17 protein-coding genes and 3 pseudogenes are annotated in these 19,779 nt (G+C 52.2%); 9 read left to right on the top strand and 11 right to left on the bottom strand.

Going from position 1 to position 19,779, the window contains the following annotated elements; all coding sequences use genetic code 11:
• Window positions 1-485: 485 nt before the first annotated feature.
• From IFT80_RS21215 to IFT80_RS21195, 5 genes and pseudogenes are all read right to left on the bottom strand, one after another.
• A pseudogene (locus IFT80_RS21215) lies at window positions 486-818 on the bottom strand (DUF4113 domain-containing protein); the annotation flags it as partial.
• Window positions 819-913: 95 nt separating this feature from the next.
• A complete protein-coding gene (locus IFT80_RS21210) occupies window positions 914-1,168 on the bottom strand; it encodes a hypothetical protein (protein ID WP_192051323.1) in 255 nt (84 codons plus the stop codon).
• 354 nt (window positions 1,169-1,522) lie between these two features.
• Window positions 1,523-1,864, bottom strand: coding sequence for a DUF2845 domain-containing protein (locus IFT80_RS21205; RefSeq protein WP_342214195.1), 342 nt, complete (start codon window positions 1,862-1,864; stop codon window positions 1,523-1,525).
• A gap of 75 nt (window positions 1,865-1,939) precedes the next feature.
• Window positions 1,940-2,428 (bottom strand): HIT family protein, encoded by a 489-nt coding sequence (locus tag IFT80_RS21200; protein ID WP_192051321.1) that lies wholly within the window; start codon window positions 2,426-2,428, stop codon window positions 1,940-1,942.
• Between the two features lie 16 nt (window positions 2,429-2,444).
• The gene (locus tag IFT80_RS21195; protein ID WP_192138309.1) at window positions 2,445-3,383 is read right to left on the bottom strand and encodes a ThiF family adenylyltransferase; all 939 of its coding nucleotides are present in this window, start codon (window positions 3,381-3,383) and stop codon (window positions 2,445-2,447) included.
• A gap of 780 nt (window positions 3,384-4,163) precedes the next feature.
• On the opposite strand from IFT80_RS21195, the gene IFT80_RS21190 reads away from it, so the two are divergent.
• Window positions 4,164-5,129, top strand: a complete 966-nt coding sequence (locus tag IFT80_RS21190) for an endonuclease (RefSeq protein WP_192051317.1) — start codon at window positions 4,164-4,166, stop codon at window positions 5,127-5,129.
• A 234-nt stretch (window positions 5,130-5,363) separates the two neighbouring features.
• Here the strand turns inward: IFT80_RS21190 and IFT80_RS21185 are convergent, their stop codons facing one another.
• From IFT80_RS21185 to IFT80_RS21175, 3 genes are all read right to left on the bottom strand, one after another.
• On the bottom strand, window positions 5,364-6,290 hold the full coding sequence (locus IFT80_RS21185; protein ID WP_122797570.1) for an AEC family transporter: 927 nt from the start codon (window positions 6,288-6,290) through the stop codon (window positions 5,364-5,366).
• On the bottom strand, window positions 6,287-7,453 hold the full coding sequence (locus tag IFT80_RS21180; RefSeq protein ID WP_122797569.1) for a pyridoxal phosphate-dependent aminotransferase: 1,167 nt from the start codon (window positions 7,451-7,453) through the stop codon (window positions 6,287-6,289). Before IFT80_RS21180 ends, IFT80_RS21185 begins: the two co-directional genes overlap by 4 nt.
• Window positions 7,454-7,548: 95 nt before the next feature.
• Window positions 7,549-8,433, bottom strand: coding sequence for a LysR substrate-binding domain-containing protein (locus tag IFT80_RS21175; protein WP_192051378.1), 885 nt, complete (start codon window positions 8,431-8,433; stop codon window positions 7,549-7,551).
• Between the two features lie 176 nt (window positions 8,434-8,609).
• Here IFT80_RS21175 and IFT80_RS21170 point away from each other — a divergent pair, with 176 nt between their 5' ends.
• The 4 genes and pseudogenes from IFT80_RS21170 to IFT80_RS21665 form a co-directional block, all read left to right on the top strand.
• Window positions 8,610-9,005, top strand: coding sequence for a DUF2946 domain-containing protein (locus IFT80_RS21170; RefSeq protein WP_122797568.1), 396 nt, complete (start codon window positions 8,610-8,612; stop codon window positions 9,003-9,005).
• A 109-nt stretch (window positions 9,006-9,114) separates the two neighbouring features.
• Complete coding sequence (locus IFT80_RS21165; protein WP_122797567.1) at window positions 9,115-11,196, top strand: TonB-dependent receptor; 2,082 nt, start codon at window positions 9,115-9,117, stop codon at window positions 11,194-11,196.
• Between the two features lie 632 nt (window positions 11,197-11,828).
• Entirely contained in the window at window positions 11,829-12,803 is a 975-nt protein-coding gene (locus IFT80_RS21160; RefSeq protein ID WP_122797565.1) for a GlxA family transcriptional regulator, read from the top strand.
• Between the two features lie 133 nt (window positions 12,804-12,936).
• A pseudogene (locus IFT80_RS21665) lies at window positions 12,937-13,584 on the top strand (hypothetical protein); the annotation flags it as partial.
• Between the two features lie 18 nt (window positions 13,585-13,602).
• Here IFT80_RS21665 and IFT80_RS21150 read toward each other — a convergent pair.
• Window positions 13,603-14,625 (bottom strand): GlxA family transcriptional regulator, encoded by a 1,023-nt coding sequence (locus tag IFT80_RS21150; RefSeq protein WP_192051396.1) that lies wholly within the window; start codon window positions 14,623-14,625, stop codon window positions 13,603-13,605.
• A gap of 132 nt (window positions 14,626-14,757) precedes the next feature.
• On the opposite strand from IFT80_RS21150, the gene IFT80_RS21145 reads away from it, so the two are divergent.
• Together IFT80_RS21145 and IFT80_RS21140 are read left to right on the top strand one after the other, a co-directional pair.
• Window positions 14,758-15,648, top strand: coding sequence for an MBL fold metallo-hydrolase (locus IFT80_RS21145; protein ID WP_192051394.1), 891 nt, complete (start codon window positions 14,758-14,760; stop codon window positions 15,646-15,648).
• A 101-nt stretch (window positions 15,649-15,749) separates the two neighbouring features.
• Window positions 15,750-16,295, top strand: a complete 546-nt coding sequence (locus IFT80_RS21140; RefSeq protein ID WP_005764630.1) for a cysteine hydrolase family protein — start codon at window positions 15,750-15,752, stop codon at window positions 16,293-16,295.
• Window positions 16,296-16,468: 173 nt separating this feature from the next.
• Here IFT80_RS21140 and IFT80_RS21135 read toward each other — a convergent pair whose 3' ends face one another.
• Window positions 16,469-17,242 carry an SDR family NAD(P)-dependent oxidoreductase gene (locus IFT80_RS21135; RefSeq protein ID WP_192051392.1) on the bottom strand — a complete coding sequence of 258 codons (774 nt, stop codon included), beginning with the start codon at window positions 17,240-17,242 and terminating at the stop codon, window positions 16,469-16,471.
• Between the two features lie 156 nt (window positions 17,243-17,398).
• Between IFT80_RS21135 and gcvA the strand changes: the two genes are divergently transcribed.
• Complete coding sequence (gene gcvA / locus IFT80_RS21130) at window positions 17,399-18,331, top strand: transcriptional regulator GcvA (protein ID WP_032710446.1); 933 nt, start codon at window positions 17,399-17,401, stop codon at window positions 18,329-18,331.
• 362 nt (window positions 18,332-18,693) lie between these two features.
• On the top strand, window positions 18,694-19,590 hold the full coding sequence (locus tag IFT80_RS21125; protein ID WP_044392271.1) for a DMT family transporter: 897 nt from the start codon (window positions 18,694-18,696) through the stop codon (window positions 19,588-19,590).
• 28 nt (window positions 19,591-19,618) lie between these two features.
• Here IFT80_RS21125 and IFT80_RS21660 read toward each other — a convergent pair.
• Window positions 19,619-19,768 (bottom strand): annotated as a pseudogene (locus IFT80_RS21660) (GlxA family transcriptional regulator); the annotation flags it as partial.
• Between the last annotated feature and the right edge of the window lie 11 nt (window positions 19,769-19,779).

The following is a 19,779-nucleotide window of genomic DNA, read 5'->3' as shown; positions in this document are numbered from 1 at the left end:
TCTGCTCATCGAACACCTCTGTGTGGCGAGCATTCTCGCCTAAATGGGTGTCCGGTTTCATTAGGCCACTACAACAGGACTTCCTTATCAGATAGCTTGCCGTTTGCCGATCCCTCATCTTAAGGGGAGAACGGTGTCCTGTCTTACGAGGGCTTGTTCACCTTAGATGCCACGATCTATTCAGGCGTATCGATGGGGGCGAGTTCGTGGCGTTTCTGGTGGATACGAATCGCGAGCGAGCGATAGCGATTGCTGTAAGGCTGTGCGAGTCACTGAGCCAGTTCTGGAGTCAAATGGGCGAATAATCCATACGTCTTCATACCTCGGCATCGCATTCTATCCAGACGCGAGAAGGACGTTCATTCCCTTTGACGCCACGCTGATGAAGCTTTGTACCGGGCGAAGCGAGCCGGTCGTTCGCAGATCAAGGTCTATGAAAAAGGCGCCGCACCGGGGGGGCACTGATCGCAGAACGCCCTTGAAATTCAATGACAGCACACCGTCCAAAGCTGATCTACTCGAGTGGTAACGCTATGGCTCATCATCTCCCGACGCATCCCCCAGTCCGGATCCACCGGCACGCTGGCCAACCTCACCGTCCCTCGCCCCCAGCCGCCATTAAGAGCATCAAGTACGCCCATGACCCGCTCAGTTGCCAACGGCTGCGAAGCGGCAAACAGGTTATCGGTGTACTCGCCTTGCTGGCACAGGCCAAGCAGCAGCACCTCCGCTTTGCTGTACTTGAAGCCCTCCCGGAACACATGGCCTACCGCTTCAACAGCGGCCTTTGTCATCAAACGAACGTCATCAGTTGGGTACCAGTGCCAATGAGATCAGCGTTGTGCTTTGGTTAAGCTGAGTGAATTCGCAATCCAAGAACAGCTTCATCGTCATTCCCTGGGGCCGTCCGTGCTCATACCTGGAAGTCATCAGACCGGCCAGTGGCTAGGGGATGAGCATCGTAGGCTTTGTCAGCAAGATCAAGCAGCCTTGCCCAAGCGCTCTCGTTGATAGCTTTGATGTCCGCGCATGCGTTGACGTAGCCGACTGCAGAGGCGAAACGAAAGATTACGTCAGCAACCGTTCCTGCTGAGCTGATCGAGTCTATTCGGATTAAGGCGCGGGTCATCGCGAACTCAGTGCTTCCAAGTGTTTCTAGCGTATCCATAAGGCTCTCCTCGCTGATAATCTGGTATGGATCATAGCGTTGATTACGCCGCCGCAATGATGCAGGCTCGACACGATTGTGTACCCAATAGAGGCCCATGGGCAGCGGGCAGAATGTCCTGTCGCTATTGCTACAGCATAGGCGCAACGACCCAATATTACGCTATCTACAGTGAGGCGTACTTAAGGTCTGGTTATGGATGTACCACTGGGTCGGCTGCGAATCGCACGCAAAGATTCTAAAAGCTGTTCGAGCGACTGTGGCAAAGTTTCTAGACACAGGCAGACAAAGCCGGCATTTTTACCGGCTAATTGATACGTACCATTTAGTTGAGGGCGTCCAACCGGTTGCGGCCTACCACTTGAGAACGTTCCCATTGGGCGCTTCTCGACGCACATCTACTCTGATCAATTCATCGTTGATGAATAGCATGTATTGATAAGCACCGCCATTCGGCCCATAGACGATTACGTCAGTTTTTTGCGAGCCCTTACGTGGCACACCGTTGTTGCGTATCACTGGGCCGTTGCTGGCTTGAGCAAGCGGTTTACCGCAAGACTGAAGAACGTAATCAAGTGTATCGCCAGTGTTTACCAATCTTGTTCCGCAACGGCTGGTTGCATCTGCGCTGGCTATTAATAGGCATGCAAGAAATACTGCTGACAATGACTTAATGAATATTTCAATTCTCCTCACTGATAATAGCCTATTAGGCAGCAGCTAGATAGCATCAAGGTTGTAGGCGGTTACGTAATTTTAGCACATACAGAACTAACTTTTGCGCAAATCCCGAGTGGCGCAAGCACGAATCTCTTCGGCCAATCGTGAAAGCTGATCGTCATCTGCCCTTTTATAATCATGAGAAGAGACGTACCCTTCATAACTATCAAAAAACTTGTTCACATTAGACGATATTTTTTTAAAATCGCTATGACTCCCCGTACCGTGCATAGGAAACAGCTTTGCATGCAAATGATCAACACCATAACCCTCAAAGATCATTGCCGTCCTACCCACTCCCTCTAGCGCTAAGTCGAGAAGGCACGCAACTTTTTTTGCAGCAACCACCAAGCTAGTTAAGACATCTTCACTCTGATCGAATATATAACTTGTTCGGTGTAGTTTGGGAATGACAACTGTTGCGCCAAGCGTATTTGGAAAAATAGATAGGAATGCGATGTGGTTGATGTCTTCCCAGATCACATGAGAAGGTGAATCACCTTCAACGATCTTGCAAAAAATACATCCTTCGTTGCTCAAGACTGCTCTCCTTTAACTACCCACATTGCACGACTCTCGAGTCCCATCGCTTGACAAGCGTTTTAGGGTTTCCGAAAGTATGAATCGCGACTGATGAAATTAAACTTGTACTAAGATCTGCCGCCAAGGATAGATTCATTGGGCCGTAGCTTGGCATTATTGCGCTCGGTAGAGATGACCATCTCTCTTTGCCGATCAACTCTGACGCTGCCCTTACAGCTTCGCAATCGCCCGGTATAAACCGAAATAATGAGCAAAGATGATGCATATATCCGCCTGAAACTACTGGGACTTCGCAGTGTTCAGCGATTTCCCACGCATCTCTCGCCAAACTAGAAGGGTTGTCTGCAGTCAAGGCAACAGCGTTTACGCCGTCAGCAGCAATTTCGCACAAACTTGCTATCCCCATAGTTTGGTCGAAACATCTGACATTCAAATTTTCAAAGCGAGCCTCGAGTGCCTTTTTGAGAGTATGGATTTTCTTCTCTCCAACATCTTTCAGCACCCAAAAGAATTGCCTATTCAAATTGCTTTTTTCAATAATGTCTGAATCGACTAAGTAAAAATTTCTCACTCCTGCGCCAGCCAGTAGCATGCATATCGAGCTACCAATACCACCACAACCCACGATCATTACCGTCAACTCCTGCAACTGCTTCAAATCTTTGATAATGGCGTCGCAGCTTTTAGCCGAACAGAGCATATAACTTACAGTCCGGCTCGTTGTAGGTTCCTTGAGCATCTGCACGACTGTCTCGACTTCTTCCGCTGAACCTGGAATGAGAGCTCCCGCTTTGGCCAATACATTGTGGAAATCCTCATCGGTTGAGACCGTAGCGCAGGTAATCCCAGCAGGGCCGTTGATGAGTGTATCGCCAGCATCACGAGCGAAAATAGTTGAAGGGGCTATGATACCAGCAGGCAAACCTTCCCTGTAGTAAACCAAGTCTTCCATGTCAATTTTTCCCTAATTAAAGCTAGGAGGTTACCCTCCTAGTTTACTTGATAGTTAGTTATTGCAGCGTGGCAAAAGTTTGGCGAGATTGCCGTTACACTGACTGTAATTGAAGGCAGCCACGGTAAGTTGATGGGGAGTTGTTTTGACATCTGTAGTAGTCAGCCTAGAAGCTGGCTCAGCGTGTGAGACGGAGGCTTGTACGACGGGAGATGCCAAAAGGACGGCTGCTGCTACACCAAGAAGTTGCTTCATATTAAAAATTCCTTTTTTTGAGAACGCTTATCGTTCGCATAAATGGTCTTATTTTCTTAACCCGTTGTCAAATTTTTTTTGCTGTAGTACGAAGATTGAAGGAGGTCGAGGCGATCGTTGCGGTCAGGTGACAGGCTACTAGGTTCTGCGGAGCGGTCTAGCCTTACAAGGTTAGCTCACCTAGACCAAACGTCTCTGCCTTGAACACCGGCGACGACGTTCACCTCCTTGAGCAATGCCAGCGCTATCGCCTCATGGTCAGCCAAATCACGACCGTGTGAGGAGCTCTTGCCAATCAGATTGGTACAATCGGCGAATATGTTGGACGCGCCATTGGGCGATACACAACTGATGCCAACGGTGCAGCCCTGCGGTTGAGTAGCTACCGTACCATGCCTCCTAAAATATCCCGTCCTAGTCAGCTGCGTAGCCACAACCGAGCTTGTACATGACCATAGCAACAAGCGTTCGGCATCCCTGACGGACGTCAGTACAATGTGCGCTCATCCAATCATTGCCGTTCCCATGAAAAACCTATTTACCGTTCTAGCCATCCTCCTTTCGTTCAACATTCAAGCCTTTGCTACCCCTCCCGCCACCTTCACCGAAGCCAAGATCGTTGCGAAACAAAAGGTCTACCTCGACCAGGCCGACAGCGCTATGGGCGAGCTTTACTGTGGCTGCAAGTGGACGTGGGTCGGTAAGTCGGGAGGTCGCATTGACGCGGAATCCTGTGGACTCAAGACGAGAAAACAGGAGGCTCGCGCAGAGCGCACTGAGTGGGAGCACATTGTTCCGGCCTGGACGTTTGGTCATCAACGGCAATGCTGGCAGAGCGGTGGAAGGGAGCATTGTGTGGATGACGATCCCGTCTTCCGGGCGATGGAAGCTGATCTGTTCAACCTGTATCCGTCAGTTGGGGAGGTCAACGGAGACCGGAGCAATTTTAACTACGGAATGGCTTCGGGTGTGGCACCTCAATACGGTCAGTGCAAGACCAAGGTTGACTTCGATCAGCGTGCTGCAGAGCCCCGTGATGAAGTGAAAGGTCTTGTCGCTCGAACGACCTTCTACATGTTCGACCGGTACCAGCTCAGTATGTCGCGTCAGCAACAACAGCTGCTTATGGCATGGGACAAACAGTTTCCAGTGACACCCTGGGAGGCCGAGCGAAACAAACGGATTGCAGCCATCATGGGGCATGAAAATCCATTCGTGACCGGGCAGCGCTCCTGGACGCCGGGGTACAAACCGGCTGGTGATGGGATCGTGAATCCGATACCGCAGAGGGTAGCGAAGTCAGCGTCCGCCCCTGAGGTCATCAGTACCGCTTCGACAGGAGTGATTATTGGCAACAGGAATAGCCATGTGTATCACCTACCGAGTGGGTGCCCGAGCTATGACAAAGTAGCAACGAAGAATCAGATCACTTTCGGGTCAGAGTCAGAAGCGGAAGCTGCCGGATTTAGAAAGGCAGGTAATTGCAGGTAGGCAAGTCTTGTGGCCATGCCGTCCTTAAAGATGACGACTTGAGTGTTTGTGCAGACCCCTCGCGGGGACGGCTGTCGTAAACCAAGCCAAGGGGAAAGCCATTGGCTTGGCCCTTCGGGCGTCCATACTCCCACATTCGGCCTAGCAACCTGCGCCCTCCGTTTGTAAAAGATTTCGCAATGAAACTCAAATGGGAATGAATGTGCTTTGGACGGTACCACGTGGATATGAGGCTCAAACCCACTGGGTCACCGCAAGGATAACGATGGGAAGGGCCACTCCCGCCAGCAGGGTCTGACAAGCAATGATTCCGGCCATAAGCGGTGCATCTCCACCTAGCTGCCGCGCCATGATGTAGGACGATGAAGCAGTGGGGAGCGCCTGAAACAGCAGTGCTGCGATGGCAGCTTTTCCTTCCAGCCCGAACAAATGGCAAGCTCCAAGCGTGACCAGTGGCATGACTAAAAACTTCACCAGTGACGAATAGCCAACTGGGCGCAGCCACTGCCTCATGCTCCCGAACTCCAGCGCGGCGCCCACGCAGAGTAAACCTAGAGGGAGTGACGCTTGGCCCAACGCTTTGAGCACTGGCTCAACACCGATGGGCAGTCCCAAACCTGTCACTTGGATCAACCCACCAGCCAAGCACGACAGCAACAGCGGATTCAGAGCCAATTGCTTAAGGACTTTGCTCAATGGCATCCTGCCACCCGCCCCGTACTTCGCAAAGACCAACACGCACAGGATATTCACTGTGGGCACTATCGCCGCGTTCGCAACGGCTGCCAGGGCAATGCCCTGAACACCGAATAATCCCGCCGCTATCGACACGCCCACGTAATTGTTGAAACGTATACCACCCTGGAATATGGAGGTGAATGCCGCATCGTTTGTGGTGATGAGCGCTCGCGCGCTTACTAACATCAGCGATACCACAACAGTCGATACGATGAGCACAGAGACCATGCCTTGAAAGGGCACCCCATCAAGCTTAGCTGTAGCCAGCCCGTGAAAAAAAAGAGAGGGAAGCAGTACGTAATATGCCAAGCGCTCTGCCTGCGCCCAAAAGTTATCTGCCAAGAATTGACTACGTTTGAGCCATGCGCCTAACACGATCAATAATGCGATAGGCAACAAAGCTGTCAGCAAAGAGAGCGTCATGCGCTTGCCTTGATTTTCTGAACCAGCCGTTCACAGCCCTCAATCAGAACTGACTCATCAAGGGCGAATGAAAGCCTGAGATGCCCCGGCATACCGAATGCGCTACCTGGAACGGTAGCTACGCCTACTTCGAGTAGGGTTAGTGCGAAAGCCTGATCATCTTTGATCGTTCTGATCCGAGGTAGCAGGTAAAACGCACCCTCCGGACACGCGACATCAATCGCTTCGCAGGCCTCGAAGACATTCAGAGCGGCATCACGCCGCTGGCGATAAATAGCATTTCGCTCTTTCACCAGTGTCTGAGGCCCAGTCAACGCAGCCACCGCCGCCACTTGGCTCAGAGTGCTGGTCTGAGTACAGTTCTGTGACTGAACCGAATTGATGGCCGTGATCAATGGCGTTGGCCCACATCCCCATCCTACCCGCCAGCCGGTCATTGCGTAGACTTTGGACACGCCATCTACGATCAAAATACGGTGAGTCAAATCAGGTGCCACCGCCGCCAAGGTCTGATATACATCATCCGTGTAACGAATTTCTGAATAGATGTCATCTGAAAGCACCATCACTCCTGGGTATCGGCGCAGGACTTCAGCGATGTCTGACAGTTGCTGGCTTGAGTAGAGCGATCCTGAAGGATTACCGGGCGCGTTCAAGATGACCCATTTGGGCGACCTTGCCACACGAAGCGCTGCATCCAAAGCCTCTGCGGTGAGGCAATAACCGGCTTCCAGGGTAGTAGGCACCATCAAAGGTCGCGCGCCACACATTTTGATCATGGTGGGATAGCTTGCCCAATAGGGCGCAGGAACGATGACCTCATCCCCCTGTTTTAATGTCGCTTGGAAAGCGTTGTAAATGATCTGCTTCGCGCCACAGCCGACTGCCACCTGATCGTCTGAGTAATCCAGGTTTCGAATGGCTTTCATGCGCATACGGATCGCGTAACGAAGCGGTTCGATACCGTTCGAAGGTGAGTAAGTAAGGCGACCTTCAAGCGCGGCGTGCGCAGCCTCAAGCACGTGGGGCGGCGCGTTGAAATCCGGCTCTCCCAATGTCAGGTCGATGACATCCCTGCCCTGAGCGCGTATCAGCGCGGCGCGCTCAGCCATGATTAAGATAGGAGACCGCAACGAAGTGGTGTCGGTAGATGAAATGATCATGGTGCCCCTCAGCGAATCATCAAGATAGGCACCACGATAAGAAGTTCGACTCTAAAATAAAAACGACTTAAAATTCAGAAATCAACAAGTTTTTCTCATAGGTCAGTTTTTGGCAGATGCGCCTTCACGGCGTTCGCCAGTGCTGAAGCCAACCGTCCAAGTGGACGGTCTTCACGCTCCAGCAACACGACGCGCCTGGTTTTTTGCGGCGTGCCGAACTGCGCGATGGTCAGTGTCGTTAGGCTTTCGACTTGATGCTGAGCAAGCGGAATAATGGAGATGCCAAGTCCATTCGAAACCATCTTTATTATTGCATCTTGACTATCTAGCTCCATGCTAGTCTGCACGCGCAGCTTCATAGCGCGTAGCTCGCGCTCAATGGTTCGACCTGCCCAGGCGCGGCGGTCGAACCTAATGAACGGCTGGCTTTTGAGCAGCAACTGCAGGTCTTGAAGAGCAAGTGACACCGGCGCGATAATCCAGAATCCCTCCTCGTAAAGCGCCGTGCTCGTCAGACCATATGGGTGCGGTTTGACCGGCTCCGTTGTGATCGCAACGTCAAGCTCGCCCGCTTCAACGCGCGTAGCCAGCTCTGCGGACATGCCCGAACCAACCGTGATTCGCAGGTGGGGATGATCGGTACGCAGTGCTGATAGCGCATGGGGCAGGACGCCGGCCAGCGCTGTCTGAATGGCGCCGATTCTAAGCCTGCCGCGCAGCTCACTGTCGCCACCAATCTCGGATGAGATGCCGTCGTATAGGGATAGGATTTCTCGTGCGCGCTCTACTGCGATATGACCTGCATCCGTGAGCACCGCCAGCCGCCTTGAACGATCAAACAGAAGTGCGTTGAAATCCTCCTCCAACGCCCGAACATGAAGGCTGACTGCTGACTGGGTGAGGTGCACGGCATCCGCTGCTCTGACGAAAGAGCCGTGCTGGGAAATAGCGAGCAGTGTTCGAAGTGCGCGTAGCGACATAGCCATTCATCCATCGAATTGATGGGCGAGCTTACCAGTCTGGACATGCGTGGTGTTTGGATGAAACCCCTTCTGCTCCTGCTCAATGTACCTGCGGCGAAATGGCGCACCCTTGTAAAATGTACATCGCGTGTTAAAGAGCGCTAAATAGCCTCCCCTTTGCAGCGATTTCATTCATGAGTTCGTTGAGACGTATCCGACCCTGGATTGCCTGCCTGGCGATCTTGCTGAACATTCTGGCCATGCCGCTCAGCCGTGCGATGCAAGCGCCCGATGTAAATCTCATGCTGTGGGGCGGATTTTGTTCCGGGGGAAACTCGAGCGTCGTCTCAGCTGAGTTTCGCCAGGCGATCGAGGCGCTTCAGATACCTCAATCCGAACCCGAACACGCCATGCACCATGCGGACTGCTGTTGCGGCCATGCCGGGCTGGCAGCCCTGCCCTCGGATTACTACCGCCATTTCTTGCCGCAGTACACACCCGGCGTTGTCCTTGAAGATCCTGAACTGCCAACGCTGCACCCAAGAATCCGCTGGCCCAGCCTGAGTCCACGCGCCTCCCCTTTTGCCTGATCACGACACCGCCCACTGCGTGCGGTGTTGCTCGCTTTAAATTCTTTCAGCGATCTGCAACGGTTGCTGAACGCCCTTGAAGTTTCTTGATGATCAGGAAGTGCGTGCCATGCCTGCTCCATTTTCTTTGCGCTCTGCAAAGCGTTTATCTGTGTCCCGTTCTATGTGGCCTGTATTGTCGATAGGCGTACTGGTATCCAGCCCGCTGTCCTTGGCACAGGCTGAAGCCGGCGAGCCCGGAAGCTCGACGCTCACCTTGGGCGCCGTAAGCGTTCAAGGCTCCGCCAGTGGCCCTTTGGCTACCCGCAGCGTACTCAGCTCGGTGGATATTTTGGGCGCGGAAATCCTCGAAAAGATGCCAGTCAATTACAGTTGGGAGCTGTTCCGCCGCGCTCCGGGGGTAATGCTGACTGAGTTCAACCAAGGCACCACGTCAGGCAAAATCTCCTTCCGAGGCTTCAACGGCGAAGGTGAAGTGAACGCAGTAAAATTGCTGATTGATGGCATCCCAAGCAACAGCAATGACGGCAATATGCCGTACATGGACATGATTTTCCCCATGGAGTTGGACAGCATTGAGGTGGTGCGCGGCACCAGCGATGCGCGCTATGGCCTGAACAATATTGCCGGCAACGTGAACATGCTGACTCGCACGGGGGGCGACTACAACAAGGCGCGGCTGCGCTATGGCAGCTTCAATACCCACGAGGCCCAACTTGCCAATGGCATTGAGGGCAGCAACTGGACGCAAAACTATTTCTTCGCCTATCAAAAATCTGATGGCTACAGAGATCACGCTGAAGCAGATAAGTTTTCGATGTCGGGCAAATGGTTCTATACGCCGGACGATGACAGTTACCGTATTGGACTGATCGCTCGTCACTACGAAACCGAGGCTCAGGAGCCAGGCTATCTGAGTGAAGATGATGCACGTCATCACCCGGAAATGACCAACAGCTTCAACGCGACGGACAAGGGTACTCGTCGTATGAATCAGGTCAGTCTGCATTTCGATACAGACTTGGCTGATACGCTTGCTTGGTCAGCGAAGACCTACGTCAACACCTTCGATGACAGGCGCTGGACACAATACTGGAGCACCAGCGCACAACAGGAACGCGACGCTTATGAGACGCAATATGGCGCCCTCACCTCCCTGACCTGGCGACCGGAAGTCAAATGGCTATACGACTTCGCGTTGGAAGGTGGCGCGGACGTACAGCAGCAGCAAAACAAAAGTGAGCGATATCGCACCAGAGACCGTAAGCGTCTAGCTACAACCCGCGACCAGCAGTTCGACTTCGACACCTACGGCGCTTATGCCCAAGCAGAGATAAAACCTTTCGAATCTCTGAAGATCGTACCCGCCTACCGGGTCGACAAGATCCAGGGCGATTTCACTAATGAAACGACCGGCACAAATTTCGACATCAACGACTACGGACTGATCAAGCAGCCGAAGATTAGCGTTGTCTATTCTCCGTGGGAAGTTGCCAGCTTCTACGCGAACTGGGGGCGTACCTTCCAGGTGGGCAGCGGGGCGGCGGCTTACAAGATTCCGCCCAGAGATACTGACCTAGCACCTTCGATCAACGAGGGATGGGAAACAGGCATCAAATTCACGCCGGTTGACTGGGTGGATGGACGCGTCGCCTATTGGCAGCAAAAGGCCTCTGGGGAAGTCAGTCGCCGGCTGAACGACCCGAGCGGCGAATCCGATAATGTCGGTGAAACACGTCGCTGGGGTTACGACTTACAGATGAACCTGTATCCGAATGAACGCACCAATATCTGGATGGGTTACTCCTGGCAGTATTCGAAAATACTCCAGCCAAGTGCCACGTTGCCTAACAGCAAAGGTCAGGAAATCGACCACATCCCGCATCACTTGTACAACGCTGGCATCAGCTATGACGCGACACCTGCATTACAGCTGACCGCGTGGATGAACGGTCAGACTAATTATTATCTGGAGCGGGAAAATACGAAGGGGACTTACGGCGGTTACGTGCTAATGAACCTTGGCGCAACCTACAAGGTGACTCAATCAGTGAGTGTTGACTTGCAGCTGAAGAATCTCACGAATCGATACTATGAATATGTCTGGTACGACCCGGATGGCGCGCAGGCATCCCTGCATTCGCCAGGTGATGGTCGTGCACTTTATACTGGAGTGACTGTGGAGTTCTAATAGGTAGTCGGCTGAGGCCTACTGGGCCTCAGCCGTCAATGTTTTAACGTGCCCTGCTTTCCATACCTGTTCATCGAAAGAGGAAATAACCTGATAAAACCCCAGCACCATTGGAAATTAGATCAATAAAATTCCACACTCGAATTTAATTATACGGGATCGCAAAGCAAGGAGGGCTATCAAATCTTGCAGGTGACTCGACACGAAATGAGCATGCATAGCATTTTGATCATGCCATAAACACTCTACTACCCAGCCATCTGATTCGGAACCTTTTTTTAACTCGCATGTTGCATTACCCACAGAATCGCTTTCTAACAATTCAAGAACGTGAGATATCCTGTTCTGAAAATCATCATCCATCTTAATCTCGAATCCCATAGCTGTTCTCATAAGACTCGGCATAAATTAAACCTCCCAGCTGAAAAGAATTTATAAATTTAGGTAAACTGCTAAATTAAATATAGACAAACCGAAATATTACTAAAACCTCAGTTACCATCGATCCAACCTGCATAACTCTCAAGAGGCTAAAATAAACGAAAATTGGTAAAAAAAATGCCAAAACGTTGCCGATTCCTGCCAAGATTCACAAATCCGCATAGTAGTCTCTAGACGAGGGTCGATCGCAGATGCCTGCCAAATGTATTCAGTTCGTTACCTATCCTGAAGTCAGCCTGCTTGACTTAGCCGGCCCTTTAGACGTTTTCATTGCTGCCAACCATTTTGCGCAAGCTGATCATGCACCATATTCATTATCCATTCTGTCGTTAGATCCAACTACGGAGATATTTCCTAGTTTCTCGTTCAGCGCCGAAGTCTTGGGCATAGATACACCAGCACCGCACACGCTGATCGTGCCGGGCGGGCCTGGAATTCACAACTTTTGTGAACATCCAGATTTCTTTAGAAGTTTTGTAGGGCATTGTGAAAAAGCATCTCGCTTAGTTTCAGTTTGCACAGGGGTCTTTGCACTGGCGACTGCCGGAAGATTAGACGGACGAAATGTCACAACACACTGGTCGGCCTACGATAGGCTGGAAATTGAATTCCCATCTATCAAGGTGAAGCGCGGGCCTATATTTATTAACGATGGAGATATATGGACATCTGCTGGCGTCACCTCAGGAATCGATTTAGCTCTTGCAATTATCGAGGCAGACCTGGGGTATGCTACTGCACTAGAGGTTGCACGACATCTGGTTGTCTTTCTGAAGCGTTCCGGCGATCAGAATCAGTTCAGTTCAACACTAACCCTACAGTCAAAGAGCAGCAATTTCTCCGACCTTCACGCATGGATCAACACTAATATTAGTGGCGATCTATCGGTATCTTCACTAGCAAACTTCATGAATATGAGTGAGCGAACATTTGCTCGAAAATATCGTGAGGACAGTGGGTTTACACCTAGCAAAATGGTCGAAAAAATCCGCTTGGAAGCCGTTTGTCATATGCTGCTAACGTCACGTACGCCACTCAAAACAATTGCCCGAAAATGCGGCCTATCTAATGAAGCGACCTTGATACGTAGTTTTATGAAAACCTATGCTGTGACGCCTGGCGAGTATCGCGAACGCTTTAGGTCTGGCGAGGAAGCACAAGAATGAGTGCTCAGAGCGTTTGCACCTACGAATGACTTTGAGCTTGTAACCCTGCTTGAGATCTAAGTAGAAAAAGTTTCTCAACCCTATCTTTTGTTTTACGCATCAGGCTGATAAGTGTCGATAAGTCACGTTCATTGATTGGATCGAACTGATCTCAAGGCCTGGCTATCAGGTTTATATCGCACCCTCTGCACCCAATGGCAAACCGCTTCAGGTGCAAGGCTTCATCAAAGCTTTTGAAAAGGCCGCACGTTTCAACGGTGAAGCGTTGCACCAGCTTCAGGAGTACGTAATACCGCTGGTGGGCCTCGATCCCGCGATGACGTTGGTGTATCGCCAGGAGTATGCGAAGACGATTGGCAGTCACGAGGTTCCAACCGTACTACTGCCGCAGGAATGGCTCGCCAATACGCTTCCACAGTCGCAAATTGTGAAAGATGCCGATCCCTATCAATTCCTTCCCCACTCCACAGAAAAAACACATGAGCCCAGCATCGTCGGCCTATGGCAGCAAGTCTATGAGCGAATGGAGTTAAAACTAAGCGTGTAAGCCAGCGGATGCTGTGGCATGTCCGGCACCTATGGGCATGAGGCAAAGAACGCTGGCACTTCTGGCGTAATTTACAAACAGTCATGAATACCGCTTGTGAAAAAGCTTAACGCTTGAGGCCGGTAATTGGCTGACGGATATTCTTGCCGAAGCCAAGTTAAGCGACAGGACGCAGTAACCATCTTGCATCCGCTGCAGGCGCTGCTCGCAGTGGTCAGAGATGATACTGCCTGACCACTCGAGATCTCTATTTCATGCAGGAGAGTGAGCCGACTCTTTGGCGGTGAGCGTACTGCCGCTCGTCTTGCGGCCTGGGTTCATTTCGCGAGAAAACGCCCGTCGGTATTCAGACGGCGACGTCCCGAGATGAACAGCGAATTGTTGCCTCAGCGACAAAGGCGTTCCGAAACCTGCCTCGCCGGCAATACATTCGATCGGCAAATCGGTGGTTTCCAACAGCTCTTGTGCTCTGACGACGCGCTCTGCGTTCAACCATTTCGAGACGGTACTGCCAGTGGTGTCTCTGAATCGCCGGGTAAATGTACGCCTGCTCATTTTCGCCTTGTCCGCCAGCACGTCGAGCGTCAGATCTTTGGCCAGATTCTTCCGGGCCCACGCTAGTACATCAGATAAGTGCGTCTCGCTGGATAGCTGCGGCACCGCGTGCTCCACGTATTGCGCTTGGCCTCCCTGCCTGTGCGGCGGGGTCACCAGCATCTTCGCGGTGCGATTCGCGATATCAGCGCCAAGTCGCTGGCGTACCAGATGAAGGCAGCAATCGATTGCCGCCACAGTACCCGCCGAGGTCATGATGTTGCCATCACTGACATAGAGCACTTCGGGCCTGAAGCGAACTTCAGGAAAACGGCGTGCGAACTCGTCGCGGGCTGCCCAGTGAGTGGTGGCTTCTTTACCGTCAAGCAGTCCCGCAGCCCCGAGCACAAACGCGCCCAGGCATAAGCCCACGATGAGTTTTTCCTGAGTGTTCGCGAGCTGCAAGGCTTTCACAAGTTCTGCAGACGCAGCGACCGATTGATCGCCCCACGCCGGAATGACAATCACGTCGGATACCTCCATCAGCTCCAGACCGTGACTGACCTTTAGGCCGATGCCTTGGTCGCTGCTGACCATACCTGGCGACTCTGTGAAGTAGCTGACCTCGTATTGAGGTTCGCCAGGAGCGGATTGAGCCGTCCCCAGCACCATTCCGGGCACGGAGAGATGGAACAGGCTCACGCCTTCGAAAGCCAGAACAGCAACCCTGATGGATTTCATCGGTAAGCCTCACATTCGTGAACAGCGCTGATTACATGGCCCGATTATATCGAAATATGTCATTCAGGCCACTGGTACCCTGTATACCGTTGCATGAGAATGGGGTCATAACCTATTCAAAGGACTAAGCCCATGAATCTCAAAACACTTCCCATCGCCCTGAGCATTGCTTGCGCTGCGGCCACTCCGTTGGCATTCGCAGGTTCCGACGCTCACAAAACTCCCGATGCAGCTCATAAAGTCGGTTTGCAGCAAATCCGTAATGCAACGGTGAAAATCTCTTATGGCGACACAACTTTTCTGATCGACCCGATGCTGTCCAAGAAAGGTACTTACCCAGGATTTGACAATACTTACCGCAGCAACCTGCGTAATCCCCTCGTCGATCTGACAGAGTCGCCCGAAGAAGTGATTTCTGGCGTAGACGCTGTCATCGTCACGCATACGCATCTCGATCACTGGGATGATGCCGCTCAAAAAGCGTTACCCAAAGACATCCCTCTGTTTGCACAGCATGAAGACGATGCGAAATTGATTCGCTCCCAAGGTTTCAAGAATGTGCGCGTGCTGACTGACGAAGCTGAATTCGGCGGCGTCAAAATCACCAAGACCGGTGGGCAGCACGGTACCGACGAGATGTATGCCGTTCCAGCTCTCGCGAAGCCTCTGGGCGAAGCAATGGGCGTAGTTTTTCAGGCGCCGGGCTACAAGACCCTCTACCTCGCCGGCGACACAATCTGGCGAAAAGAGGTTGATCAGACCATTGAGAAATATCATCCCGAAGTCATCGTACTGAATGCCGGGAAAGCAATGATGACCGGCTATAAGGGATCGATCATCATGGGCGAGGAAGACGTTTTACGCGCCTCAAAGGCTGCGAAGGACGCGAAAATTGTCGCAGTGCACATGGACGCAATTAACCACATGTCCCTTACTCGTGAAGAGCTACGCACATACGTCAAAAAGCAAGGTATCGAGAGCCGGGTAGATATTCCGGAAGATGGCGCTTCGCTGGAGTTCTGACTCAAGCCTTTTTGATTCGGAATAAAGCAGGTTCTCTACCTGCCGATCTGAGCCTTCACCACTCAATGCCTATGCTCGAATAATTAGACCGGAGATCGTTCATGAAACGTGGCCTTGTAGTAGTTGATCTGCAAAATGAATACCTGCCCACCGGTAAATTGCCGTTAGAAGGAATCATAGATGCTGTAGCGAATGCTGAACGAGTGATCAGCCACTCGCGCGATACAGGTACCCCGGTTTTTCACATACGACATGAGTCCAATGATGAAGGCGTTCCGATCTTCATCAAGGGCTCGAACGGCGCGCAAATTCAGCCCGCTGTTGCACCCGTGGGTGACGAGCCTGTGATTGTAAAAGCACACATCAACGCCTTCCGGGGAACGGATCTTAAGAAGCAGTTGGAAGCCACAGACATCGAGGAACTCGTGGTAATTGGTGCAATGAGCCACATGTGCATAGACGCCGTAGTGCGCGCGGCGGTAGACATGGGCTATCCCGTTACGGTGCTGCATGACGCCTGCGCCACGCTGGATCTCACATTTGGTGGTGTAAACGTTCCTGCTGCTCACGCACATGCCACGATGATGGCAGCCTTCGAGTTCGGTTACGCCACCGTCAAGTCGGTGGACGAGTATCTGACGGCGTAAAAGGCACATTGCTCAGTTATAGGGGGCCTTCGGGGCCCCTGTTTCTATCACTAGAGACACCAAGGACTTAACGTTTTCAGTACCCCTAACACCCCGCCCGAAACAAAATGATGTGGGCCGTGATGCCTCATTCACCAATCGTGATTAACTAAAATCCTAGCTTGTCCAGGTCATTAATGACGCCCTGCAGTGACGCCTCCATCGACCGGCAATACCGTCCCGGTAATCCAAGACGCCTCATCTGAGGCAAGGAACAAAATAGCCTGGGCAACGTCTGCTGGCTGACCATTGCGCCCGAGTGGATGAAACGCGTTAAAGGTCTTCAACACCTTTTCAGCCTGTGCAGCATCCATGAACGTTCCGTAAACCGGCGTCTCTACCACCGCAGGTGCAACAGTGTTAATGCGTATTTTGTAACCAGCAAGTTCCAGTGCAAGATTACGTGTCAGCGCATGCACGCCAGCGTTTGCTGCGGAGTAAGCAGCGGACGGAGTGGCACCGATAGCCTGGATTGCCCAGAGAGATCCTGTTTGCACGATGGCCCCTCCTCCACGCTTCAGCATGGCTTTTGCTGCCGCTTGAGCCATGAAGAATTTGCCTTTCAGAATGATGTTCAGGAAGGAGTCGTACTCTTGCGGACTCACATCAAGAAAGGGCTTTGGATTGAAGATGCCTGCGTTGTTGATCAGGATATCGACTCCACCAAAGTTGTGTACTGCGGCATCAACCAAAGCTTCTGCGGTGGCTAGCTGTGCAATATCGCCAGCGTAAGTGCGCATCTTTTGGCCTGACGCATCGATTTCCAACGCCGCTTGCGCAAGTTTCACCTCATCTCGGCCGCCGATGACCACGCAGGCCCCGGCCTGAACGAGACGTTTCGCGACTTCTTTACCGATACCTGAACTGCCTCCGGTTACGATTGCGACCTTGTTAGAAAAACTTTGCATGCTTTAATCTCCGACGTGGGGTTTCGAATGAGGAACGACGTATGATGTTGAGTTCGCCTATTCGCTGTAGCGATGACTGGCTTGGCATGCATCCTGAAGAAAAGTGCTCTGCCTGACGACGCAGAAGAATTCGCTCATGAGACAGAAAAACTATCAATGACTACTCCCGCCTACCTGAATGCATTACGAGCCTTCGAGGCCGCAGCGCGACATCAGAGCTTTTCAGCAGCCGCTGCAGAGTTAAACGTGACGCCGGCTGCCGTCGGGCAGCAAGTTCGGAACCTGGAGTCATGGCTGGGTATTGCCTTGTTTGCGCGTGCAAGCAGCGGGACTGCTCGTCTGATGCTGACGGACGTAGCACGGACTGCCCTGCCCGATATTCGAGAAGGGTTTGATCGACTGTCTATCGGACTGACTCGCTTGAAGGATTCAAGCGTGCACGCAGGACTCACGGTAACGGTAAGCCCCGCGTTTGCATCAAAATGGTTACTGCCACGTATCGAGCAGTTTCAACAGGATTATCCAGATATGAACGTGCTACTGGACACGAACGCTCGATCCGTAGACTTCCAGGTTGAGCGTGTCGATGTGGGGGTCAGATACGGTGCAGGGAAATGGCCAGGACTCACAGCCGTGCATCTCATGGATGAAGTCATGTTCCCTGTATGCGCCCCTGACTACGCACGACTGAAGAAGGGCAAACTTACAGCAAAGGCTTTGGAAGGTTCTACGCTAATCCATGACCTCTCAATGGCCAATGACCGCGATTACCCAACATGGCGAATGTGGCTGGACGCCTCTGGGTTCAATCACGTCAATGCCAGCCATGGACTGCGGATCAATAACTCTGCTTCGGTTCTACAAGCGGCAATAGACGGGCAAGGCCTGGCTCTCGCACGAAGCGTGATGGTCAAGGACGATTTGGCAGCGGGTCGCCTGGTGAGACCGTTTGCAGACAAAGGCGTGGACTGCCCTTTGACCCAGGCTTACTACATCGTTTATCGCCCGGAGTGCGCTGAACTGGCTAAAGTGAAAGCCTTCCGAAATTGGTTGCTATTTGAAGCTGACCAATCAACATCTCAGGCCTAGTCGTTATTCGTCATTCCTCCTCGAGCTTTAGCTTGCAGCGGACAACCCAGATTCCCGGCACGCCTTGAGTCTTTCAGCTCCAACTCATCGGCAATCGCCACGGGCTCGCCTGTTTTAAGCGAACGCTCGAAGCTAAGTGCCAACGCCCAATAACGGCTACCTGTGGACGACTCATAGGAATCGTGGCGTAAATCTCGTGTTGCTACCAAGGCGCCAATCGCAGCGCTTTACGACATAGAAAATCTATGTTGTGGGCAAGCCCTGACCTGGACAAATATCAGACCTAGCCGATTCTGATGAGGCCCTTTCGATCTTAATGACTCGATTGCGGTAAAGATTTTCTACCCACTTGGTTTCAGGCAATGATAATAAGTACAAATGCTAATCAAGACCGCCCTAGCCGCCCACGCTGGATACTCCAAGTGATTTTGTGCTTGGTGGCCTTCGCAGCAAATTCAATTTTTTGCCGTCAGGCGTTGATGGAAGGGCAAATAGATCCGGAATCATTCACGGCGATCCGATTACTCAGTGGCGGTTTTTTTCTACTGCTGTTGATCAGACTTCGCAGTCCGAAGTCAGCTATCCGGGGAAGCTGGAAGGGAGGCCTTTCGCTTTTTGTTTACGCCTATCTCTTCTCTGTAGCCTACGTCCAGCTCGGTGCGGGTATGGGGGCCCTGATTTTGTTCGGCGCGGTGCAGGTCACAATGTTCATTTTTTCCTGGGCGCAAGGTGAACGATTTCAAAAGAAAGTGGTGATCGGCATGTTAGTAGCAACGTGCGGTTTGCTTATCTTGTTGCTGCCAAGCGCAAGTTCCCCTCCTCTGGGTAGCGCAGTGATAATGACAATTTCGGGGGGGGCATGGGGGGCCTATTCGCTGCTCGGAAAGTCAGCGGTGAATCCACTCGCGGAAACCGCCGGCAATTTTGCGAGGTGTTTCCCACTGTTGCTTTTACTTGTTCCAGCAACCGTGTTCGGAAGTGGCCTACACATGAGCCTTCCTGGAGTGATTTACGCGCTTGCATCTGGAGTGTTGGCATCAGGTTGTGGCTATGCGCTCTGGTACAGCACCGTCAAACACATCAGCTCACAGCAAGCCGCCACTCTTCAGTTAAGCGTACCAATCATGGCTTCGCTCGCGGGCGTGCTGATTTTGAACGAGCCAATATCTCTGCATCTTTTGTTGATCTCATCAGTCGTTCTGGGCGGTGTCGCACTGGCATTGTTACCGGGCCGTAGCGCAGTAGATCACCGTAATTGAACGGCTGGGCTACATGCAATGTAGTGCGCTGTGAGGATTGCCTATGCGGCGGCGTCACCAACCTCTTCGCGGTTCGACTCGCCACATCAGCACCGGGCCGCGGGTGTACCAGAAGCAGGCAGCAATCGATTATTGCGACGCTGCCTGCGGAGGTCATAATGTTGCCGACACTGACATAGTGATCGGCAG

It is taken from the genome of Pseudomonas sp. CFBP 8771, from assembly GCF_014841695.1.
In the GTDB taxonomy this organism is placed as follows: domain Bacteria; phylum Pseudomonadota; class Gammaproteobacteria; order Pseudomonadales; family Pseudomonadaceae; genus Aquipseudomonas; species Aquipseudomonas baltica.
This window is presented reverse-complemented; position numbering and strand designations above follow the sequence as displayed.

Coding starts and splice junctions, on each gene's coding strand:
- IFT80_RS21210 (WP_192051323.1), bottom strand. CDS start 1,168: ATGGATACGCTAGAAACACTTGGAAGCACTGAGTTCGCGATGACCCGC.
- IFT80_RS21195 (WP_192138309.1), bottom strand. CDS start 3,383: ATGGAAGACTTGGTTTACTACAGGGAAGGTTTGCCTGCTGGTATCATA.
- IFT80_RS21190 (WP_192051317.1), top strand. CDS start 4,164: ATGAAAAACCTATTTACCGTTCTAGCCATCCTCCTTTCGTTCAACATT.
- IFT80_RS21185 (WP_122797570.1), bottom strand. CDS start 6,290: ATGACGCTCTCTTTGCTGACAGCTTTGTTGCCTATCGCATTATTGATC.
- IFT80_RS21180 (WP_122797569.1), bottom strand. CDS start 7,453: ATGATCATTTCATCTACCGACACCACTTCGTTGCGGTCTCCTATCTTA.
- IFT80_RS21175 (WP_192051378.1), bottom strand. CDS start 8,433: ATGTCGCTACGCGCACTTCGAACACTGCTCGCTATTTCCCAGCACGGC.
- IFT80_RS21170 (WP_122797568.1), top strand. CDS start 8,610: ATGAGTTCGTTGAGACGTATCCGACCCTGGATTGCCTGCCTGGCGATC.
- IFT80_RS21165 (WP_122797567.1), top strand. CDS start 9,115: ATGCCTGCTCCATTTTCTTTGCGCTCTGCAAAGCGTTTATCTGTGTCC.
- IFT80_RS21160 (WP_122797565.1), top strand. CDS start 11,829: ATGCCTGCCAAATGTATTCAGTTCGTTACCTATCCTGAAGTCAGCCTG.
- IFT80_RS21150 (WP_192051396.1), bottom strand. CDS start 14,625: ATGAAATCCATCAGGGTTGCTGTTCTGGCTTTCGAAGGCGTGAGCCTG.
- IFT80_RS21145 (WP_192051394.1), top strand. CDS start 14,758: ATGAATCTCAAAACACTTCCCATCGCCCTGAGCATTGCTTGCGCTGCG.
- IFT80_RS21140 (WP_005764630.1), top strand. CDS start 15,750: ATGAAACGTGGCCTTGTAGTAGTTGATCTGCAAAATGAATACCTGCCC.
- IFT80_RS21135 (WP_192051392.1), bottom strand. CDS start 17,242: ATGCAAAGTTTTTCTAACAAGGTCGCAATCGTAACCGGAGGCAGTTCA.
- gcvA (WP_032710446.1), top strand. CDS start 17,399: ATGACTACTCCCGCCTACCTGAATGCATTACGAGCCTTCGAGGCCGCA.
- IFT80_RS21125 (WP_044392271.1), top strand. CDS start 18,694: ATGATAATAAGTACAAATGCTAATCAAGACCGCCCTAGCCGCCCACGC.